Genomic DNA, 16,543 nt, shown 5'->3' with positions numbered 1-16,543 from the left:
AGGAGTCCCTACCTTGGTGAATAGACACGGAGGTATAGTTATTGAATTAAATAAATAGATATATTTTTTGCTTAAGTAAATACACCATGCTCTGGATGCTATCCATAGTGGTACATGCTTAGAGGCATGTAGTCTTCACGCTACCCCATCGTTAGATTGCATAGCGTATATGCATCGTTAGTAGTGTGCATGGCTATAGATGTATATAAGAGTGTATGTATTACTATATGTATTGCTATATATAATACATATACCGCATCATGGCCTATCTAAATAAGCCCATACACTACTCAATCAAATGAACATATATACTAAAATATAGACATAGGGTTCCTAATTCAGATGCAGTTATGATACCGCCCTATATAACAACACTCTTAAGTTACTTAAGCGGAGTACTGCAATCAGTTAATACTGAACCTTAATGTATGGGTATGGTGCAACCATTAGTGTCGGAGCTTATTTCTCATGTCAATCAACGGTCTCTCAAAAAGTTCAACTGATGGTATTCCTGAATGGCGTCTTCCTTGATATTCGACTAGCTCGCTAACATAAATTCTATCACGGGTGCGGACTAAAGAGCGCCTAACAAGCCTAGGGTATTTCTTCCAAGATAAAGAAATATAGATTGACTGTTTCTTTTTAAAGCAAATGATATCTCCTCGAGCAATAAGAACTTCTATTGCATCTTCTAGCTTATTCGAATTACGAATACAATGTGGGCCACTTCGTCTAATGTCACCTTTCAAAAACAGCTCATTATTCCAGTTATGAATAATCCACTCCAGTAGCTTATTAACATGTGTCTCGTCCACGAACTCCCTAGCCTCGGGCAATCTAAATATTATCAATGCTTGATGTAAGTATATTTCAGCTAGTTCAATAGCAGTCTGCATAGTTTCATGAGTCACAAGCGTGGCTCTGTAGTTTATGTTTTTAAACACATGAAGTGCCGCCGCAATTCTTGACGCCTGCTCCATAAACTTTGAACCAAAATCTTTATAGTGCTCCAAATATTCCCCACGCCTCATTGCGTATTCAATGTCATTAAACTTGTCATTCCAAATTTTCTTAGCACTTTCTGTTAAATTCAGGCAATGACGCTCCTGGCCTTGTGCTCTCATCTCGAGCCCTTCTTGCAGTAATGCATCAATCCTTGAGCTAAATCTACCTAATTTAATTTTATCATCTAGTGATGCGCTATCATCCCTATCTTCTTGACGATAGCCAATCTCTGACTCAGGCTCACACAGTAGAATTCGAGCGTCTAATCCAGAGCTTCTCATCGCATCACCATTACTATCTCTGAATGTTCTATATATATCAGGCTGGATTTGCATGCTCAAAGTCAAACGAGCACCTTCAATATGAACTTCAGGGGCATTGGCTCTGTCAACACGTATAGTTTGACCTGACCATAGTGAGTTAAACAATGCATTATCTTTCATCAAGTCACTCGACAGTAGTGTCCCAGCTTCATCGGACACCAGAGCTAATGACGTATTCTTCTCAGCTAACATCGACTTCAGTTTTGCGACTGTTATATCCTCAGCTAAAATCCTCTTAACTACCGGAGCTATAGGCATATTTGAATGGTGAGTGTGCCATGCCTCTATTATAATGGGCTGCTCATCACCTTTTTTATGCATCTCATCTAATTCCTTCCTTAACACTTTTTTCTTTATATTCCACAATTCCAGTTCGATCTGATATTTCTGCTGTGCAGCATCTACCTGCTCAGCTAAGCATTTTTCAAATTCACGAACTGGTTTCATCAGTAGCTTATCGACCGTGCTTTTTCTCTCGCCAGAAGCAGCTAGAATTAGAGTGTAAAGTGATGCCGGTATTTTCATCTCACTTTTTGGGCTAATATCTACCAACTGCTGCGATGCGATAGCCATTACAGACAACATTTGAGTCAAGATCATAAATCTCGGGGCCTTTGTTTTATAGGCGACGACATCCAGTGTATCCCAAAGGGACTGATCTAACCGCTCAATGACAGCTTCAATGGCTCTGTGTTGATTCATTTTTGACCTCCATTGTTTGACTACTTTGTGACCTGGTTGCGATCCATTGATTGACCTCGCTCTGACGCCAGCCGATCGCTGACTTGCCAAGTTTTATCGCCTTGGGAAAGCTGGGATCATGCCGGGAAGACCTGGCGTTCAGCTTGTCGTAAATAGTTGATCTAGATAGACTAATTAGCTTGGAAAGCTCAGCCATCCTGATGATGGGGTCTATTGTCTCTAGTGTCATGTGAAATCCCTCTAACGTCTAATTGAATGAGCTCGCATTATGGCGGGCCTCTGGGGTAAGGTCAGGGGGGAAAAACTACGATCCCAACGGGTAAATCATGACAACACACTTCTTTATGATTTTTTTCGACGCTATAGCAAAGGCCCTTGGGTTTAGTAGCCCGGTCCGCCCAACCAAGAAGACCGGCGAAAGTTTGCGCCGTGAACGTCCATCAAATTCTGAAAAATATGATTTACAAAAAACACTGAAAAAAATAACAAAACGCCTACACGATGGTAGCAATTTGCCACCTACCATTCTATTAAACCATATGGATATATTAGAACGTTTATGCAATAAAATGATCCGGAAAAACATTATTGTTAAAGGGTCAATTGATGACATAGACGAAATTTATATTAAAAATGCACTAATTCCATTGATATGTGCTGATTTCTATATTTTTAAGGATAAAGCTACTGAAGAGTCTATCTACTATCATCTTGACAAAATTCTGAGACTGGAACACTTGGTAATAACAGATGGGATAAAAGGGAGTTTCAATAAGCTAACAGCAAAAAAATACTTGCGTAAATATATTAATAGCTCCTTTACTTCAAAACTTTGTGAACATAAACAAATTGACCGTGAAATGGCAGAGTTTTTTATTCAAAAATTATTGGATTTTTTAAATGAACTAAACAATGAGGACAATCAAACCTCTAAAACATTAAATAAAAAGATAAAAGATTGTAATTTACAACTCTCTGAGAATAACTTTGATAGTTCTATCTTTAACATGAATTCAATAGCTGCTGCTTACACTGCCGTTATAATTCTGCAAGATATAGATAATAAAACTGGCATGTTCGGTCATTTTTACAACACCTACAGCAAACTCACTCTCAGTACCTGCTCCATACTGAACCACTTAACATACACCTTAAAATCCGCTCTTGAATATGATTACAATACAATTTATGAAGTAGAGGGGATATCACTCGGATTGCCGCCACCGTTGCGAGTGGATGAGAAGAGGATAAAGTTACTGGAGAATGTCATTGATTGTATTACGTTACTTTTTGGAACGCCTACAATAAACCTCCATAATGAAGAAGTTGATTTAAACCAATTAAATTCGCAGTTGGATTTACTATCACAAATGGTATTTCCTCCACATGTATCTTATTTTTGCCACCTGAAAAATGATAATGGATACATTAAGGTTGAGTACAACCAAAGCGCAACTCCGGACAAAACAAACTATATTGTGTTTGATGTCAATCACTTCTCTACAATTGTAGAACTGGCAAATGACATTGACAATGAATATTATAGTTATTTTTATCAGCATGCACCTTTACTGCTGATACTCAATTACATCAAAGAAGATTCACCAGAAGAAGCTCTAGACATAATAGACAGCTTAAGTGAAGTGGAATTATTTAAGTATGGGTCAAATAAATACGCATTGGGTGTACTTGCAATAGGATTAAATCACAACCAAAGAAGAGCAACTGTAAAAAACATATCATTACTACCACAACTTAATGACACCTTAAATTATCAGGGGGATATGCTCATTCCTGTATTCACACCTAATCATTTAAACTCCTGGCTTTCTAAAAACACGTATTATAAATATTCTATGTTTTTTAGTGTGAATGAATACAGCAAGTACAATCTGTACATAGCACGAGCTATCTATAGTTATAATTTTACCATCGCGCGACATACTACCCCGCCTCACAATCAACGTACATGTGCTTTAGAGCAGAGTGTTCGGACCGTGAATATTCATAAGGTCAATTATGATTCCAAGTTAATTTGTCACGATTCACTTGAACGTCTTAATTTTATATGCGGTAAAATTTTGATTGGGCTAGATAAGATCAATTTCGATGATAGCGACCCTGTAAGCTTTGCAAATGATTTAGTTAGAAACAAAATAGTAACTAGAGCGGAATTAAATGATAACCTAATCCACTGTCTTAAAGGAACGACTCTCGCGATCTGCCTCCTAGACTATAGAAGTATCGTAGCGTATTTATCTGTTCCTGGTGACAATGTTAAAAACATTATCAGGTTGGGTGAAAAATCCAACATCGTTGGATTATTGTTTATGGCATATGAGGCCACTTTTGCCTAAGGAAGGTGCGAATAAGTCACCAAACATAAAAATGCGCCCTTGTAAGCATTTGAATTTAATAAACTAAATTTTTCAGTTTCGTTGTGGAGGGTGCTTATTCGCACCCTCCCTAACAAAACTAGACTGCGAAGAATGCTTTGAATATGTGGTTACTTTATTGTTTTGGTCGGTGCAAGTTACCCTAGCGTAGGTTAGTACACGGGCGATATAATAGCGCACTACCTACTTCTACTCTGGTGAATGGTTACTTCTTAGCCCCTTGTCATCAAGATTCCTGCACCCCATCAAGCATGCCCCTCCAGATACTTTCAGATACGAATATCAAAAATATCTGGAATATCAAAAATATCAGCTGCAAATGAACCCCAAAACATTACTGGCGGCCGTCTGGCATTTTCATATAGCACCGTCTGATTTTATGGTGCTGTGCTGTCACCTTGCATTCCGATTACCTTCAATCAAATAAATTTCAGATATATATTCTCTCTATGAACCTACCTCTGGAGCTGCTTTGCCAGCCCCTTTTTCATTGGAGATTGATATATGGCTCATCTCATCGATACCATGGCCTACACTGGCCAAACACCCTGGCACGGCCTCGGAAATATCTTACCCCCACGACAATCCTTGGAGATCTGGCTTAAAGCTGCCGGAATGGACTGGACCATCGAGCAGAGCAATGTGATGTTTAACGTTGCTACCGATGCCTTGCATATTCGCCCCTATAAAGACAGCAAGGTGCTTTACCGATCCGACACGCTCGAACCCCTGTCGGTCGTCTCCCAACGCTATAACGTGGTACAGCCCCATGAGGTGCTGCACTTCTATCAGGATTTAGTGGAAATCGGCGGCTTTGAATTAGAAACCGCTGGCTCACTTAAGGGCGGCCGTAAATTGTGGGCGCTGGCCCGTACCGGCCAAGACTTGAAACTCAAAGGCAATGACTTGGTGAAGTCCTATCTGCTGCTGGCAACCAGCTGCGACGGCACGCTCTGCACCACGGCGCAATTTACCTCATTGCGAGTGGTCTGTAATAACACCCTGCAGATGGCGTTGCGTAATAGCACTGGGGCAGTCAAAGTCTCTCACTCGACGACATTTGACCCGGCTATTGTCAAAGAGGAATTAGGGTTGGGACTTGCTCATTGGGATGAATTCAAAACCCAGACCAAAGCATTGGCTGCCCGTCCTGTTGCCCCAGAAGAGGCGCTACGTTTCTTTAGCGTCCTGCTGGACCAGCCATTGGATGCCGACAATCAAATTATCCTCACCCGACCAGTCCAACAGCTCCACGAGCTATATCAAGGCGCCGGTATGGGCTCGGAGTTGGCCAGCTCCCAGAATACCGCCTGGGGGCTGGTCAATGCGGTGACGGAATATGTGGACCATCATCGCCGTGCCCGAAGTCAGGACTATCGCCTGGACTCTGCCTGGTTTGGTCAGGGTGCTCAGCTAAAGTCTCAGGCCCTCAATCAGGCCCTTACTCTGCTGCAGTAATCCCCGCTCTACCGATTTATTTCATTTACCCGTCATAGACCCCTACCCAGCCATCAGGCCGGGCGGGGACGTTTATGCCGCTGACAAGGAGTAATGATGAAAGCAAAAGCCAAATACGGTCAGGCTATTCGCTTAGCCTCCACCACCGACCTCTCTCGCAAGCAGTGGTTGGCGATCCGCAAGCTTGGGCTAGGTTCATCCGATGCCGCCGTTGCGGTGGGCCTCTCACCCTATAAATGCCCGCTGTCACTGTGGCTGGAAAAGACCGGGCGTAAGGAGCCGGAAGATATCTCCCACAAAGAAGCTGTGCTGTGGGGTATCGAGCTCGAACCGGTGTTGGCGCAGGTCTACGCCAAGCGCACCGGTTATCGGGTGCGCCGGGTCAATGCGGTACTACAGCACCCCGAGCACCTGTTTATGCTCGCCAATCTCGACCGGGAGGTGGTGGGCCACCCCGACGGCCCCGGCATCCTCGAAATCAAGACTGCCAGCTATCACAGTGCCCCCCAATGGGAGGAGGGCGTACCGGTCGCCTACCAGTGTCAGGTACTCCATCAGCTCGCCGTCACCGGTCATGCCTGGGCGGAAGTGGCGGTACTGATCGGGGGTCAAGATTTTCGGATTTACCGCATCGAGCGCGACGAGGAGAAGATCCGGGATCTCACCGAGCGTGAGGCGCAGTTCTGGCAGCAAGTCACTAGCAACCAGCAGCCCGAGCCCGATGGCTCGGAGGATGCAGGATCGGCGCTAGCCTGGCTATTTCCCCGTGATGATGGCGAGACGGTGGACTTGTCAGATTCGCCCGAGTTCAACCAGCTGTTCGGGGAGTTGCTGCATCTGCGCGAGCACAAGGAGGAAGTGGAGCTACGTGAATCGCAGATCAAGCAGCGGCTACAGGCCACGCTGGGTGAGGCCACGGCGGGACTCTTCGCCGACGGCAAGATCACCTGGAAACGCAGCAAGGATCGGCTGACCCCCGATCTGGACCGGCTCGGTCAGGATCATCCCGATTTGCTCAGCCACTACGTCAAACCGGTGCCCGGCTCACGCCGTTTCACCATTCAAGCAGTTCACGCTGTCAGGAGACACACACCATGATCAAAGGACTGGCGATTACCCCGCCCGTGATTGGGCGGATCTGTATTGGCAAGCTGGTACAGAAAGAGGGGAAATGGGTACCGGAGAAGGACGACAGTTTCACCCTCACCACCCAGGTACAGCAGAAAGGGGGATGGTTGCTCCATCCCTTGCATCAACAGTTCGCTCAAGGGCATGAGCAGGCCAAGATCCGCGCCATTCCGGTACGGGTGCTGTTCAATGACAGCGATCTGAACCTGCGGGCAGAGTACAGCGCCTTTGACCGCCAAACCGGACGGCCGCTCTGTGTCGGCAATGGAGAGGTGGCAAAACGGGTGGGGGCGCAAGGGATGGAGGAAGTCAGTTGCCCCGGTCCGGAGCGCTGCCCTTATGGCCAGCAGCAGGGCTGCAAGCTGTACGGACGACTGAACCTGTTTGTGGAGGGACAGGGGGATGAACTCGGCAGCTTTATCTTTCGCACCACCGGCTATAACTCGGTACGGACCCTGGCGGCACGGCTCAAGTACTTTGAGGCGGTGAGTGGTGGCCTGACTCGCTACCTGCCGCTGACCTTACGGCTGCGGGCCAAGAGCACCACCCAGTCCTACCGTACCCCGGTCTACTACGTGGATTTGACCCTGCGCGATGAACTGACCCTGACTGAGGCAGTCTGTCAGGCACGGCAGGAAGCGTTGCTGGATGATGAGGCTGGGCTGACGATTAGCGAGATGGAAGCCGTGGCGCGGGCGCTACTGCGCAATGGTCAGTTCGAGGAAGTGGATGAAGAGGTGCCAATGCTGCTGGAAGAGTTTTACCCCCAGGTGGAGGAAGGGGAGCATTCGACTGCCGAACCAGCACCGCAAACAGTGGCCCAGCCACGGGGAACGCGAGCACGGGCATCCCCGTTAACCAACAAGCTAGGCAAGGACGCCACACCGGCACCCGGTACACCCTAACTCAGGATTTGGCCAGGCGCTCGACCAACCGCTCAAATGTCTCCAGCAGCAATGCCCGGTCGTCGCTGTCCAGCCGGGCGAGTTTCTGCCCCAAGACGATACCCTGCTCAGTTGGGCGCGGGCTGGTTTCGCGCAAGAAATCGGCCAGCTCGCACCCAAACAGCTGAGCCAGTTCAGCCAGCCGGGCAATGGTCGGCACCACGATACCGCGCTCCATCCGAGAGACGGCTTCCATCCCGATCTTTAGGTGCTCTGCCACCTGTTCCTGGGTCAGTCCCGCCTGCTGGCGCTGCCGCCCAATCGCCTTACCCACGCTTTTAGCCAGCAACTCAACTTTGATGTTCGTCATAAGTCCTCCAATCAACCCATATGGTTGAATGGAGACCCATTGACATGAAGGACCTGTAGGGTTGAATATCAACCTATTAGATCTTTTTCATTGAAATACATGGACCTGAATTGAATGGAGCTCTCCCTACGATCTAACACCTGACTCTCCCACGATGGCTTTGGTCATCTGCCAGCACGCCTGCTGACAACACGTTTATCACGCTCAACCAACCGACCATCTCGTCGGATAGGTTCCTATTGCCAAAAATCATGAAATGGAGAACAAACATGTTAATCCCACTGCTATGGATCGGACTTGCTCTACTGCTAGGTATTGTTGCCTCTGGCAACGGGCGCTCATTCTGGGGTTGGTTCATGCTCGGACTGCTTATCGACCCAATTTTGGCTGGATTATTTTACTGGTTGATTTGCAAAGACTGACATAGCGTTCACCTGATGCACATGCTTATGCGTCAAGGATTAATAATTAAGGTTGACAATATGGGTCTTTTTAAAACACTCACAACAATAAATGGCAATAGCTTAGGTGGTCTTATTATCAAGCTCATTTATAAAGTACCTAAGATGAGCGACGAGGCGATTATTGATATTGTTACAGGTAGAAAATGGGCTCCTGAATTCATCAAGATTTTAGCTGCCAAAGAAGGCGCGAAGCGTTCTCTGAAGATATAACATCACAGGGTATCGTCATGATGCCCTTTCTTTTTATGGCCCCGACCAATGGGATTCAAAAATATGCAAATAATACGAATGCTACGAGTGGCAACGATGGTAGCTCTGCTAAGTTGCTCGGGCACAACCTTTGCTGCCGATGATGCACTACAGATTGAATCGAAAATCCCCACCACCCTCAGCGGAACACTCGGCTATGCCAGTCTGCAATATTGGATAGAAGTGCCAGGCAAAGGGAATGTGGAATTACTCACCGATGCCGACGATGAGGGAGGGCTTATCGAGCTCGTAGGGAAACAGGTATCGCTCAACGGCGCCATGGTGACCTACTCAAACGGGAGTGTCTATTTCGAACCCAAATTCTCGGCCCCAACCTCACCTGGACTATCCATCAGCCAGCAAGACGACGGCACCATCGAGGTAGCCAATGGCGAGCAGGTACTGTTGAGCACTGACATGTACCATTCCATTACCATCAAACATGAGCAACCACTGGCTCAGGGAAAAGCCGTGTTACTCGAACTCAACACCGGGGGAGTCGCCTGCCCAGTACTCTATCAGCTGGCCGTCATCCGTTCGAATGCACTTCCCCTGCTCACTCCCACCTTCGGCACCTGTAGCGACCTTGGCAAGCTGAAGCATGACACCAACGGCTTCACGTTGGCCCTGCCAGGCAACCCTGCCGAAACCTGGGCCTGGGATTCCCGTACCCTGACGTTGCACAAATAGCGTCGTCACTTTTCCACACTGATAACAGGGCACCCACAAGGTGCCCTGTTTCGTTTTTATGCCTGACCACAAGGAGTTAACTTCATGTCTCGATTCACCCCAGGCGATCATCTGGTGACCGCTCGCCTCGGTTATACCCACCACGGCCTCTATGTCGGGGACGACCTCGTTATCCACTACCAGGGGCCTAATCTCGGCCTACCCGGTGAAATCGTGATGACCTCTCTGGATGCGTTTTCCGATGGTAAGCCGGTCTGGTGCAAATTTTGCCCTGTCAGGCGGTATGACCGAACAGCGAGCCTCAAACGTGCCCGCACACGGCTGGGCGAGCATCGATACGATGTGTTGTTCAGTAACTGTGAACACTTCGTGATGTGGTGCATCCACGGTATCCACCACTCGACACAGGTTAGTCAGGTAGCAACGGCGGTGGCGAAAGCGGCCCTTCGTACTCCACAGACTACTATCATTCCCCCAGCTATGACTGTGTTGAGCCGCGAGCGCACCACGTCTGATTACATAACGCTCGCCACCTCTGCTATCACCCTGACCACCCTCGCGACATCGCCAAGCTGGGTCCCCCTGGCAACCGGCGCATTAGCCCTTCACGCAGTCAGCCGCCTCTGGTCCTGGCTCACCGACTGAGCCACTGCCTACCCTCGCACAACAAGGAGCACAACCTATGACTATTCCCTTCTACCGGGACGGCTTTGCCCTGCCCGTCACCCCCGCCCTGCTGGCTCTGCTCAGTCAGGAAGCCGAACGAACCGATCTCGATCTGGGGCGCTGCACCCAGCTGACCTTCAACTTCCGTAACCCCGGTTACAGCGCCGAGCAAGGCGGCATACATCCGGTCGAGATACGCTTGGTGCGCGGTCTTGACGACTGGCTGTTCGATTACGTCACCGACTTCAGCTACCAGGGGCTCGGCCATGATGCCGAGCTCTGCAAGGAGATCGACTTCAACTTCCTCGATGGGGAACACACCATGTTGGGCTGGGGACCGCTGCGGCTGGCCGAAGCGCGGGAATTGTTCGATATCTGGCAAAGCAACTTCATTGCCTACTGCCGGTTGGAATGCTTCAGCGTCACGGTCGCAGGAGATTAGGAGGTCACGATGACCCAAGAATTAGCTCTCTCCCACTACTCACGCCAGTGGCTGGGACGAGTCGCCACCAGCGCCAAGCTAACCCCCACTCGCAGTGGTCAGCGTTGGCTGCTGCACCTGACACCGAATAGCCCACCAGCCCGCACAGTCACCTTGCAAGTGCGTTGGTCTGGCGTGCAGTGGCAACTGCTCTCCCTCACCAATGCCGAGGACTGGCACACCATGAGCCAGCCCGTGGATGAAATCTGTGTGGACCCTAAGCGTCGCTGTTTCTGGCGCAGCCAGGCAGGACCCGTCCCACTCTCTGAGCAGCCCCGCGTGCTGGGAAGCTTTATGAGTGACCTGCAGCGTGCCTGCATCCATCACGGCTATCGTGTGGAGAGTGGCCCCTTACCCCAAGAGGAGGCACAAGATGCCAAAACAACCGGTAGCCGTTGAACTTGAAGCCATCAATCGTAATGGCGAGACGCAAGTGGTTCGGGGCAGCGCCCTGCCCGTGCACGGCTACGGCGTTTACTTGCGAGCGGTAGAAGCCAGTGGATTGGCGCTGGCTACCTGGATAGCTGACTACGACACTATCGGCCAAGCCTATGAGCTGGCGGAACGGCTGAGCGTTGCGCTCGCTATCCCGCTCACCCTGCAGGTCCCCGGATTGCTGATGCCGGTGAAGCGTGCCCCTACAGCCGGAGCAGGAGCAGAAGCCGCCACCAAGACCAACTGAACTACCCTCAAAGTGAACCAACAACCGCTCTACCTTTAACCCCGACATGCTTCATGCGTGCCGGGGTTTTGTTTATTTGGAGAACCCTACATGCGTTACCACAAACTGAAAGCTGGGGAATGCCCCGGCACCTATGTCGTCACCGAACCAGTGACCGAGCAAGACCTGCTGCGCATCGCCAACCAGATTGCCCGCAAACGCCTGGCCAAAGGCACCGCTATCACCAGTACCACTGAGGCCGCCGAACGGTTACAAACCTTGCTGCAGGACCGGGAGCACGAAGTGTTTGGTGCACTGTTCCTCGACTCCCAACATCGTGTACTGGCCTTTGAGGAGCTATTTCGCGGCACTCTCGACAGTGCCAGCATCTACCCACGGGAAGTGGTCAAGCGGGCCTTGCTACTCAACTGCGGGGCCATCATCGCCGTCCACAATCACCCCAGCGGTGACCCGGAACCCAGTCAATCTGACCGGGTCTTTACCCAAGCCCTCAAAGAGGCCTTGGCGCTGGTGGATGTGCGACTGCTCGACCATCTGGTAGTTGGCGCTGAGGGCATGGTATCCCTGGCCGAAAGAGGTCAGCTATGAGCCTTACTCCAGACAAAACCCACCTCACCGCCCTCGATATCATCCTCGAATTGCGTTGCTGGCTTGCTGACAACGTCGAGATGCAGGCCGAGTCCGCCATCGTGGCTCACCTGCCGAGCGGCTACCAACTCACCCAGAGCGATTGTGTCGAGGCCATCGATGCGCTGCTGCATCATCTGCGCCGTTAGCCAATCCAAGAAGGGGCACGCACCATGCGATTACCCAATCCCTATGCCCTTGAGGAAACCCTGGGCAAGCTACGCCATGGCCTGACAACCGCCTGCAACGAGGATGCGCTGACGTTGCTGGAAAAGGCCGTCACCAAGGCCCGTGACGACGAGGGTTATGCCAAGCAGTTTGAAGAGACCTTGCTGCGGGGATCCACCATCGAGATCCGCGAGTGCCTCAGTTGTTTTGGCGACTACTTCGAATGCTCCAGCGACACACCGCCCTATTACCCGCACCACGACGCCGTCAACGGCATTGATTGTGCGCTCTACGCCATCCTGTTCGATGCGGCTTACCAAGACGCAGCGCGGGCACAGCAATAACATGCATGACGATCGCCGAATAACATGCATACCGATCACATTTCCACCAGATAACCTGGGTCATCAAACCAGGATCATCAGGTCCAACACCATGATCCGGATATCCCGACACAACCCCCAAGGCCACCTCACCAAGGTGGCCTTGTTCATTTCAAGGATTCATCCACATGTCTGCTTTTATGATCGACCGCAAGGATTACCTGGCCTTTGCCGTGCAGTTGCACCGCTTTTGCAACGCACCCATGCCACCTCATTACACCCTTGAGTTGCTGCGCACCCTCTGGTGGAACCCGCCAGTAGATACGACCAGTACCTGGACGTGGCGAATAGACAGGCTGGTACGGTTGATGATGCTCGCCAACCACCGTGCAGTCTGGCGTCGCTATCAGCTGGGGCGTCAGCAGGAGCGTAAGGAGTCACGCCAACATGCCTCTACCAAGCTAAGTCCATTTAAACCTGCCCACCATTACCACCAGACACCACTCACCGATACCGAGCTGGTGGCTCTGTACAAATTCACCTGCTGCGCCCTGTACCAATCGAGCGAATGGACCGGGAGCCCAGAGCAGGCACCTCGGTTGGTAAAGGTAATACAGCAGTTGCAGCAGGCCATGGCGCAAGACGTGCTGACCCGCCTGTCACTGTGGGAGCAAGCCCCCTGGGGGGAGATGCGATGAATCTCTCCACCACCCTGACCATGACGAGTTCACAGTCGGACAGCACAGCCGTGCTAGCCCAACGTATCGCCGAGGACATGGCACACCTGCATCACCGTCTGCGTGATGGGGCCAGTGATGAACTGGGCATCAGCATCAGTTACCTGGTCGAAAAATTTGCGGTGTTGGCAGCGGCTTACCGTGCACCTGCAGAAATGGAGAAACATCCATGATTGAGTTCAATGACAGCTTTAGCCAGGCCGCCGTGGCAGAGGCCATGTGTGCCCATCCGGGACTCGCCAAGCTCATCAGTCAGCAGTTGATGCTGCCTAGCTTTGCCTATGCCCACGATGTGGAGGGACGGCGTATTGGCGGCCCGCTGGTTGCACCCAACCCGGTACTGCACAAGACCACGCTCTTTGTCAGCCCACGAGATATGCGTGAACACCTGCCACGAGAGATTCACTTCGCCCGCTTTCGCTGCGCCTGTAATGCAGCGGGTCAGCCGGTCGGTGAGTGGCAACGGGTGATTGTTGGAGCCTACGTCAACCACGGCAGTAACGACACGCCGGATTGGAGTAGTCATACCTGAGTCACGGCCACCAGTACAAACAAGACCTCATGCAGCCCCTCACACCGAGGGGCTGTTTGGATTTTAAGGACCCCACCCATGCACGACCTGAGTGATTACAAAACCCTGACCGCTCGGCAGATAACCACAGCCATCGGTCAGCTCAACCACAGCACCGCGCCGAAGATAATGACCCACCTGGGATTGCGGGCCAGGCAGCCGCAACCGCTCGGTAATGGCCGCAGCAGAACCAAAGCCCTCAAGCTGCTGCGCAGAGTCAAGAAGGCTCACCAAGCAGGGAGTATCCCGTTCGAGCTCACTGTGACGGGTTGCCGCATCGACCGGGGTAGCTATCAGGCTGACCGCTACTACTACGACCTGACGCTACTGGCTCAAGGTTGGCAGCAATACGATACCGAGGAAGACGCCTGGTACTTCGGTATCTGGATTAATACCGAGAAGCTGGAGACTTTTACCTATGCCGAGGGAGATACCAGCCATGTGATTGCGCCGAACGTTGAGGCGTTTCGCGCTGAATTGGCGCGGCTCTACCAGTACCACCCGCAAGCCCCGGCGTTTATCAGCATCGACACAGAGGCTGGCATTGTGACCCACCATTTTGAAGCCAAACCGGAGGTGTGAAATGGCTAAGAACATCACCATCAAGGTGCCCGGCAAACATCCGCGAACCGGTGAGATCACCACCTTTGAGCTAAAGGGCCAACGCATCGATATCGGCATCGGCGGGCAGGCCGTGCCTTTCCTTATTCACGGGAGGGGCATCGGCACCTCGCTTACCCACATTCCGAGTGGCTACCGCATTGCACTGCTCGGTGGCTGGCTCACCGCTCGTTACGCAATACCTGAAAATAAGCCCAGCAGAACGGCATGCGCCCAGATGGCCATAGACCGGCTGGTGGCTCAATACGGCTCGCTGCACCTGCTGGACCGGCTGAATGGCAAACTGGTTATCAATGAGATGGCTGACTGCGCTCGTTGACGCCAACCGTCTCGCTCATCCACACACAGCATAAAGGGCCAGCCTTCACAGGCTGGCCCTTTGCAACACTGGAATCATCGAACATGACCCGTCTAATCATCGGGCTCGAAGTGCATCGCTATGCCCCCGAGCTCAATAAACTGCATCTGCGTAACCGGCAGACGTTATCCGCTCCCGGCATCACCACCATCAAAGAGGCCAAAGCCCGTCTATTTGGCCGCTGGCAGCCTGGGCATCAGGTAACCATCACCGTGAGCCATCCCGATTACGTCAATCTCTCCCGGCTCTACCGGGGGCGACTGGCCAGTCTGACAGAACTCCCGGAGCATCTGAACAGACTGCGCCAGCGCCACAATGTGCCCGGCACAATCATCCACACCCAATTGAGGTATCGCTAATCATGACCACGACAACCATCCACACCCAGGACCAACAACCCGCAGCGCCAGACCACCCCACCCGGATTTTTGCGCAGTGGGGTTTGCCCCATAACGTGACGCCGCGCTTTGGTGCTCGTCTGATACAGAGTCGCTACCGGCTCGATATTCTATCCGATCGGGCCAGTCTGATAGGTGAATGGAGTGAGGCGCAGATAGCCAAGCTCGACCTGGCTTTCCCGGAGATCATCAAAGCTCTGGAAGCCAAGCTGCTGACCGGCGAACTGGATGCCCAACGTCAGCACTGCATCACTATCCAGCACAGCTGCTTTACCTGCGAAGCCGATACCCTTGGCAGTCACGGCTATGTCTACATCGCGATTTATCACGCAATAAGTGCGGACATCACGCACTGCGCCAAGGCGTGATCGCATTCCCACTGGTGGCCACATTAACACCGTGGTTATGATTCACTTCTGACTCACCCAACTAAGAGAACTGCTGATCACCTATTACCACATGCCTCTGACTAACTACGCCAAGAAAACTCTGACAGCTTGAACACAACCAACTAACCCAGCGTTTTCCCCTTCACTAAATACCTCTCCAACCCTGCCGCACCCCACGCGGTGGGGCGATGGCGTATGGAGCACCATCATGTTGCATCACAAACTGATCGCCGGGGAGCACCCCGGCACCTATCTCCTCACCGCTCTGGTTAACGAAGATGAGCTGTTGACGATCGCCAGCCAGACTGATCTCCAGACATAGGCAAAGAGTACGGTTATTATCGATGAATATTTGTTACAGTAGGAATTGTAAGTGCGATAGAGGTCATAACCCTTCTTCGCCTTCATTACGGATTAAACATATTAAAGTATAAGTCAACATCAAAGGGATATAAAATGGGCAACACTAATAAAATTGACATGCTAAACCAAAAATTTCCTATGGTCGGTTTATCTGCTGATTGGATATTCCAGACATGGTTAATAAATGGAAGTATAAACAATGGGACCGTTATCTTTGAAAATGAGGACAGAGAATGCTATGAAGTTATTGATTTCTATTATAAAAACGAAGACCGCCATGAAAGCATATTATATTCAGGGGGGTTAACAGATGTTATAAATTATTCCATCCACATCCTAAAAATTTCTTTCTAAAAACAACATGTTTTTTCATACAGATGGAATTTTCAAAGATATTATAAATGTGTAACCATTACAATAAACTCACAATAAATTCCAAGTTGCTATCAATCTTCCAAATTAATCGTGCGAAAACATGGCGAAAGCAACG

The 16,543-nt window shown here is 50.4% G+C and carries 23 protein-coding genes; 20 read left to right on the top strand and 3 right to left on the bottom strand.

The window, feature by feature from the left end:
* Nucleotides 1-446 precede the first annotated feature (446 nt).
* Both ACTG27_RS01980 and ACTG27_RS01975 read right to left on the bottom strand, forming a co-directional pair.
* On the bottom strand, nt 447-2,030 hold the full coding sequence (locus ACTG27_RS01980) for a YfjI family protein (RefSeq protein ID WP_439978987.1): 1,584 nt from the start codon (nt 2,028-2,030) through the stop codon (nt 447-449).
* A complete protein-coding gene (locus ACTG27_RS01975) occupies nt 2,008-2,226 on the bottom strand; it encodes a helix-turn-helix transcriptional regulator (protein ID WP_231557000.1) in 219 nt (72 codons plus the stop codon). The genes ACTG27_RS01980 and ACTG27_RS01975 overlap by 23 nt, the downstream gene beginning before the upstream one ends.
* Nucleotides 2,227-2,356: 130 nt before the next feature.
* On the opposite strand from ACTG27_RS01975, the gene ACTG27_RS01970 reads away from it, so the two are divergent.
* The 4 genes from ACTG27_RS01970 (at nt 2,357) to ACTG27_RS01955 (ending at nt 7,917) form a co-directional block, all read left to right on the top strand.
* Entirely contained in the window at nt 2,357-4,387 is a 2,031-nt protein-coding gene (locus tag ACTG27_RS01970; protein ID WP_439978986.1) for a hypothetical protein, read from the top strand.
* 543 nt (nt 4,388-4,930) lie between these two features.
* Entirely contained in the window at nt 4,931-5,884 is a 954-nt protein-coding gene (locus ACTG27_RS01965; RefSeq protein ID WP_029303612.1) for a DUF932 domain-containing protein, read from the top strand.
* 96 nt (nt 5,885-5,980) lie between these two features.
* Complete coding sequence (locus ACTG27_RS01960) at nt 5,981-6,982, top strand: YqaJ viral recombinase family nuclease (protein ID WP_042048593.1); 1,002 nt, start codon at nt 5,981-5,983, stop codon at nt 6,980-6,982.
* Entirely contained in the window at nt 6,979-7,917 is a 939-nt protein-coding gene (locus ACTG27_RS01955; protein WP_268453324.1) for a recombination directionality factor, read from the top strand. The genes ACTG27_RS01960 and ACTG27_RS01955 overlap by 4 nt, the downstream gene beginning before the upstream one ends.
* 1 nt (nt 7,918) lies before the next feature.
* On the opposite strand, the gene ACTG27_RS01950 is transcribed toward ACTG27_RS01955, so the two are convergent.
* Nucleotides 7,919-8,266 carry a helix-turn-helix domain-containing protein gene (locus tag ACTG27_RS01950; protein ID WP_029303609.1) on the bottom strand — a complete coding sequence of 116 codons (348 nt, stop codon included), beginning with the start codon at nt 8,264-8,266 and terminating at the stop codon, nt 7,919-7,921.
* 482 nt (nt 8,267-8,748) lie between these two features.
* Here ACTG27_RS01950 and ACTG27_RS01945 point away from each other — a divergent pair, with 482 nt between their 5' ends.
* The 16 genes from ACTG27_RS01945 (at nt 8,749) to ACTG27_RS01870 (ending at nt 15,669) form a co-directional block, all read left to right on the top strand.
* A complete protein-coding gene (locus ACTG27_RS01945) occupies nt 8,749-8,940 on the top strand; it encodes a hypothetical protein (protein ID WP_200164040.1) in 192 nt (63 codons plus the stop codon).
* Between the two features lie 96 nt (nt 8,941-9,036).
* Nucleotides 9,037-9,669 (top strand): hypothetical protein, encoded by a 633-nt coding sequence (locus tag ACTG27_RS01940; RefSeq protein WP_439978985.1) that lies wholly within the window; start codon nt 9,037-9,039, stop codon nt 9,667-9,669.
* Nucleotides 9,670-9,753: 84 nt separating this feature from the next.
* Entirely contained in the window at nt 9,754-10,314 is a 561-nt protein-coding gene (locus ACTG27_RS01935) for a lecithin retinol acyltransferase family protein (RefSeq protein ID WP_439978984.1), read from the top strand.
* Nucleotides 10,315-10,351: 37 nt separating this feature from the next.
* The gene (locus ACTG27_RS01930) at nt 10,352-10,777 is read left to right on the top strand and encodes a DUF2787 domain-containing protein (protein WP_270672182.1); all 426 of its coding nucleotides are present in this window, start codon (nt 10,352-10,354) and stop codon (nt 10,775-10,777) included.
* Nucleotides 10,778-10,786: 9 nt separating this feature from the next.
* Entirely contained in the window at nt 10,787-11,215 is a 429-nt protein-coding gene (locus ACTG27_RS01925) for a hypothetical protein (RefSeq protein ID WP_421265568.1), read from the top strand.
* A complete protein-coding gene (locus tag ACTG27_RS01920) occupies nt 11,190-11,498 on the top strand; it encodes a hypothetical protein (protein WP_021137990.1) in 309 nt (102 codons plus the stop codon). Before ACTG27_RS01925 ends, ACTG27_RS01920 begins: the two co-directional genes overlap by 26 nt.
* A gap of 90 nt (nt 11,499-11,588) precedes the next feature.
* A complete protein-coding gene (radC, locus tag ACTG27_RS01915; RefSeq protein WP_021137991.1) occupies nt 11,589-12,086 on the top strand; it encodes a RadC family protein in 498 nt (165 codons plus the stop codon).
* Nucleotides 12,083-12,274: a hypothetical protein gene (locus ACTG27_RS01910; protein ID WP_439978983.1), complete on the top strand. Its 192-nt coding sequence runs from the start codon at nt 12,083-12,085 to the stop codon at nt 12,272-12,274. The genes radC and ACTG27_RS01910 overlap by 4 nt, the downstream gene beginning before the upstream one ends.
* 24 nt (nt 12,275-12,298) lie before the next feature.
* Nucleotides 12,299-12,637, top strand: coding sequence for a hypothetical protein (locus ACTG27_RS01905; protein ID WP_238138594.1), 339 nt, complete (start codon nt 12,299-12,301; stop codon nt 12,635-12,637).
* 167 nt (nt 12,638-12,804) lie between these two features.
* Complete coding sequence (locus ACTG27_RS01900; RefSeq protein WP_021137994.1) at nt 12,805-13,314, top strand: hypothetical protein; 510 nt, start codon at nt 12,805-12,807, stop codon at nt 13,312-13,314.
* Complete coding sequence (locus ACTG27_RS01895; RefSeq protein WP_439978982.1) at nt 13,311-13,526, top strand: hypothetical protein; 216 nt, start codon at nt 13,311-13,313, stop codon at nt 13,524-13,526. The genes ACTG27_RS01900 and ACTG27_RS01895 overlap by 4 nt, the downstream gene beginning before the upstream one ends.
* Entirely contained in the window at nt 13,523-13,885 is a 363-nt protein-coding gene (locus tag ACTG27_RS01890) for a hypothetical protein (RefSeq protein ID WP_021137996.1), read from the top strand. The genes ACTG27_RS01895 and ACTG27_RS01890 overlap by 4 nt, the downstream gene beginning before the upstream one ends.
* 78 nt (nt 13,886-13,963) lie before the next feature.
* Nucleotides 13,964-14,506 carry a hypothetical protein gene (locus tag ACTG27_RS01885; protein WP_439978981.1) on the top strand — a complete coding sequence of 181 codons (543 nt, stop codon included), beginning with the start codon at nt 13,964-13,966 and terminating at the stop codon, nt 14,504-14,506.
* 1 nt (nt 14,507) lies between these two features.
* Nucleotides 14,508-14,864, top strand: coding sequence for a hypothetical protein (locus ACTG27_RS01880; RefSeq protein WP_043850493.1), 357 nt, complete (start codon nt 14,508-14,510; stop codon nt 14,862-14,864).
* 83 nt (nt 14,865-14,947) lie between these two features.
* The gene (locus ACTG27_RS01875; RefSeq protein WP_043850492.1) at nt 14,948-15,262 is read left to right on the top strand and encodes a hypothetical protein; all 315 of its coding nucleotides are present in this window, start codon (nt 14,948-14,950) and stop codon (nt 15,260-15,262) included.
* A gap of 2 nt (nt 15,263-15,264) precedes the next feature.
* A complete protein-coding gene (locus ACTG27_RS01870) occupies nt 15,265-15,669 on the top strand; it encodes a type IV toxin-antitoxin system YeeU family antitoxin (protein ID WP_254231640.1) in 405 nt (134 codons plus the stop codon).
* Nucleotides 15,670-16,543: the final 874 nt, after the last annotated feature.

The sequence above is a fragment of the Aeromonas sp. 97A genome, assembly GCF_051919185.1.
Lineage (GTDB): Bacteria > Pseudomonadota > Gammaproteobacteria > Enterobacterales > Aeromonadaceae > Aeromonas > Aeromonas veronii.
Note: the sequence above shows the minus strand (reverse complement) of the source record. Positions and strands in the feature narration are given on the sequence as shown.

Excerpts from the sequence above, each read along its gene's own strand:
- ACTG27_RS01980 (WP_439978987.1), bottom strand. The coding sequence starts at position 2,030 with ATGAATCAACACAGAGCCATTGAAGCTGTCATTGAGCGGTTAGATCAG.
- ACTG27_RS01975 (WP_231557000.1), bottom strand. The coding sequence starts at position 2,226 with ATGGCTGAGCTTTCCAAGCTAATTAGTCTATCTAGATCAACTATTTAC.
- ACTG27_RS01970 (WP_439978986.1), top strand. The coding sequence starts at position 2,357 with ATGACAACACACTTCTTTATGATTTTTTTCGACGCTATAGCAAAGGCC.
- ACTG27_RS01965 (WP_029303612.1), top strand. The coding sequence starts at position 4,931 with ATGGCTCATCTCATCGATACCATGGCCTACACTGGCCAAACACCCTGG.
- ACTG27_RS01960 (WP_042048593.1), top strand. The coding sequence starts at position 5,981 with ATGAAAGCAAAAGCCAAATACGGTCAGGCTATTCGCTTAGCCTCCACC.
- ACTG27_RS01955 (WP_268453324.1), top strand. The coding sequence starts at position 6,979 with ATGATCAAAGGACTGGCGATTACCCCGCCCGTGATTGGGCGGATCTGT.
- ACTG27_RS01950 (WP_029303609.1), bottom strand. The coding sequence starts at position 8,266 with ATGACGAACATCAAAGTTGAGTTGCTGGCTAAAAGCGTGGGTAAGGCG.
- ACTG27_RS01945 (WP_200164040.1), top strand. The coding sequence starts at position 8,749 with ATGGGTCTTTTTAAAACACTCACAACAATAAATGGCAATAGCTTAGGT.
- ACTG27_RS01940 (WP_439978985.1), top strand. The coding sequence starts at position 9,037 with ATGGTAGCTCTGCTAAGTTGCTCGGGCACAACCTTTGCTGCCGATGAT.
- ACTG27_RS01935 (WP_439978984.1), top strand. The coding sequence starts at position 9,754 with ATGTCTCGATTCACCCCAGGCGATCATCTGGTGACCGCTCGCCTCGGT.
- ACTG27_RS01930 (WP_270672182.1), top strand. The coding sequence starts at position 10,352 with ATGACTATTCCCTTCTACCGGGACGGCTTTGCCCTGCCCGTCACCCCC.
- ACTG27_RS01925 (WP_421265568.1), top strand. The coding sequence starts at position 10,787 with ATGACCCAAGAATTAGCTCTCTCCCACTACTCACGCCAGTGGCTGGGA.
- ACTG27_RS01920 (WP_021137990.1), top strand. The coding sequence starts at position 11,190 with ATGCCAAAACAACCGGTAGCCGTTGAACTTGAAGCCATCAATCGTAAT.
- radC (WP_021137991.1), top strand. The coding sequence starts at position 11,589 with ATGCGTTACCACAAACTGAAAGCTGGGGAATGCCCCGGCACCTATGTC.
- ACTG27_RS01910 (WP_439978983.1), top strand. The coding sequence starts at position 12,083 with ATGAGCCTTACTCCAGACAAAACCCACCTCACCGCCCTCGATATCATC.
- ACTG27_RS01905 (WP_238138594.1), top strand. The coding sequence starts at position 12,299 with ATGCGATTACCCAATCCCTATGCCCTTGAGGAAACCCTGGGCAAGCTA.
- ACTG27_RS01900 (WP_021137994.1), top strand. The coding sequence starts at position 12,805 with ATGTCTGCTTTTATGATCGACCGCAAGGATTACCTGGCCTTTGCCGTG.
- ACTG27_RS01895 (WP_439978982.1), top strand. The coding sequence starts at position 13,311 with ATGAATCTCTCCACCACCCTGACCATGACGAGTTCACAGTCGGACAGC.
- ACTG27_RS01890 (WP_021137996.1), top strand. The coding sequence starts at position 13,523 with ATGATTGAGTTCAATGACAGCTTTAGCCAGGCCGCCGTGGCAGAGGCC.
- ACTG27_RS01885 (WP_439978981.1), top strand. The coding sequence starts at position 13,964 with ATGCACGACCTGAGTGATTACAAAACCCTGACCGCTCGGCAGATAACC.
- ACTG27_RS01880 (WP_043850493.1), top strand. The coding sequence starts at position 14,508 with ATGGCTAAGAACATCACCATCAAGGTGCCCGGCAAACATCCGCGAACC.
- ACTG27_RS01875 (WP_043850492.1), top strand. The coding sequence starts at position 14,948 with ATGACCCGTCTAATCATCGGGCTCGAAGTGCATCGCTATGCCCCCGAG.
- ACTG27_RS01870 (WP_254231640.1), top strand. The coding sequence starts at position 15,265 with ATGACCACGACAACCATCCACACCCAGGACCAACAACCCGCAGCGCCA.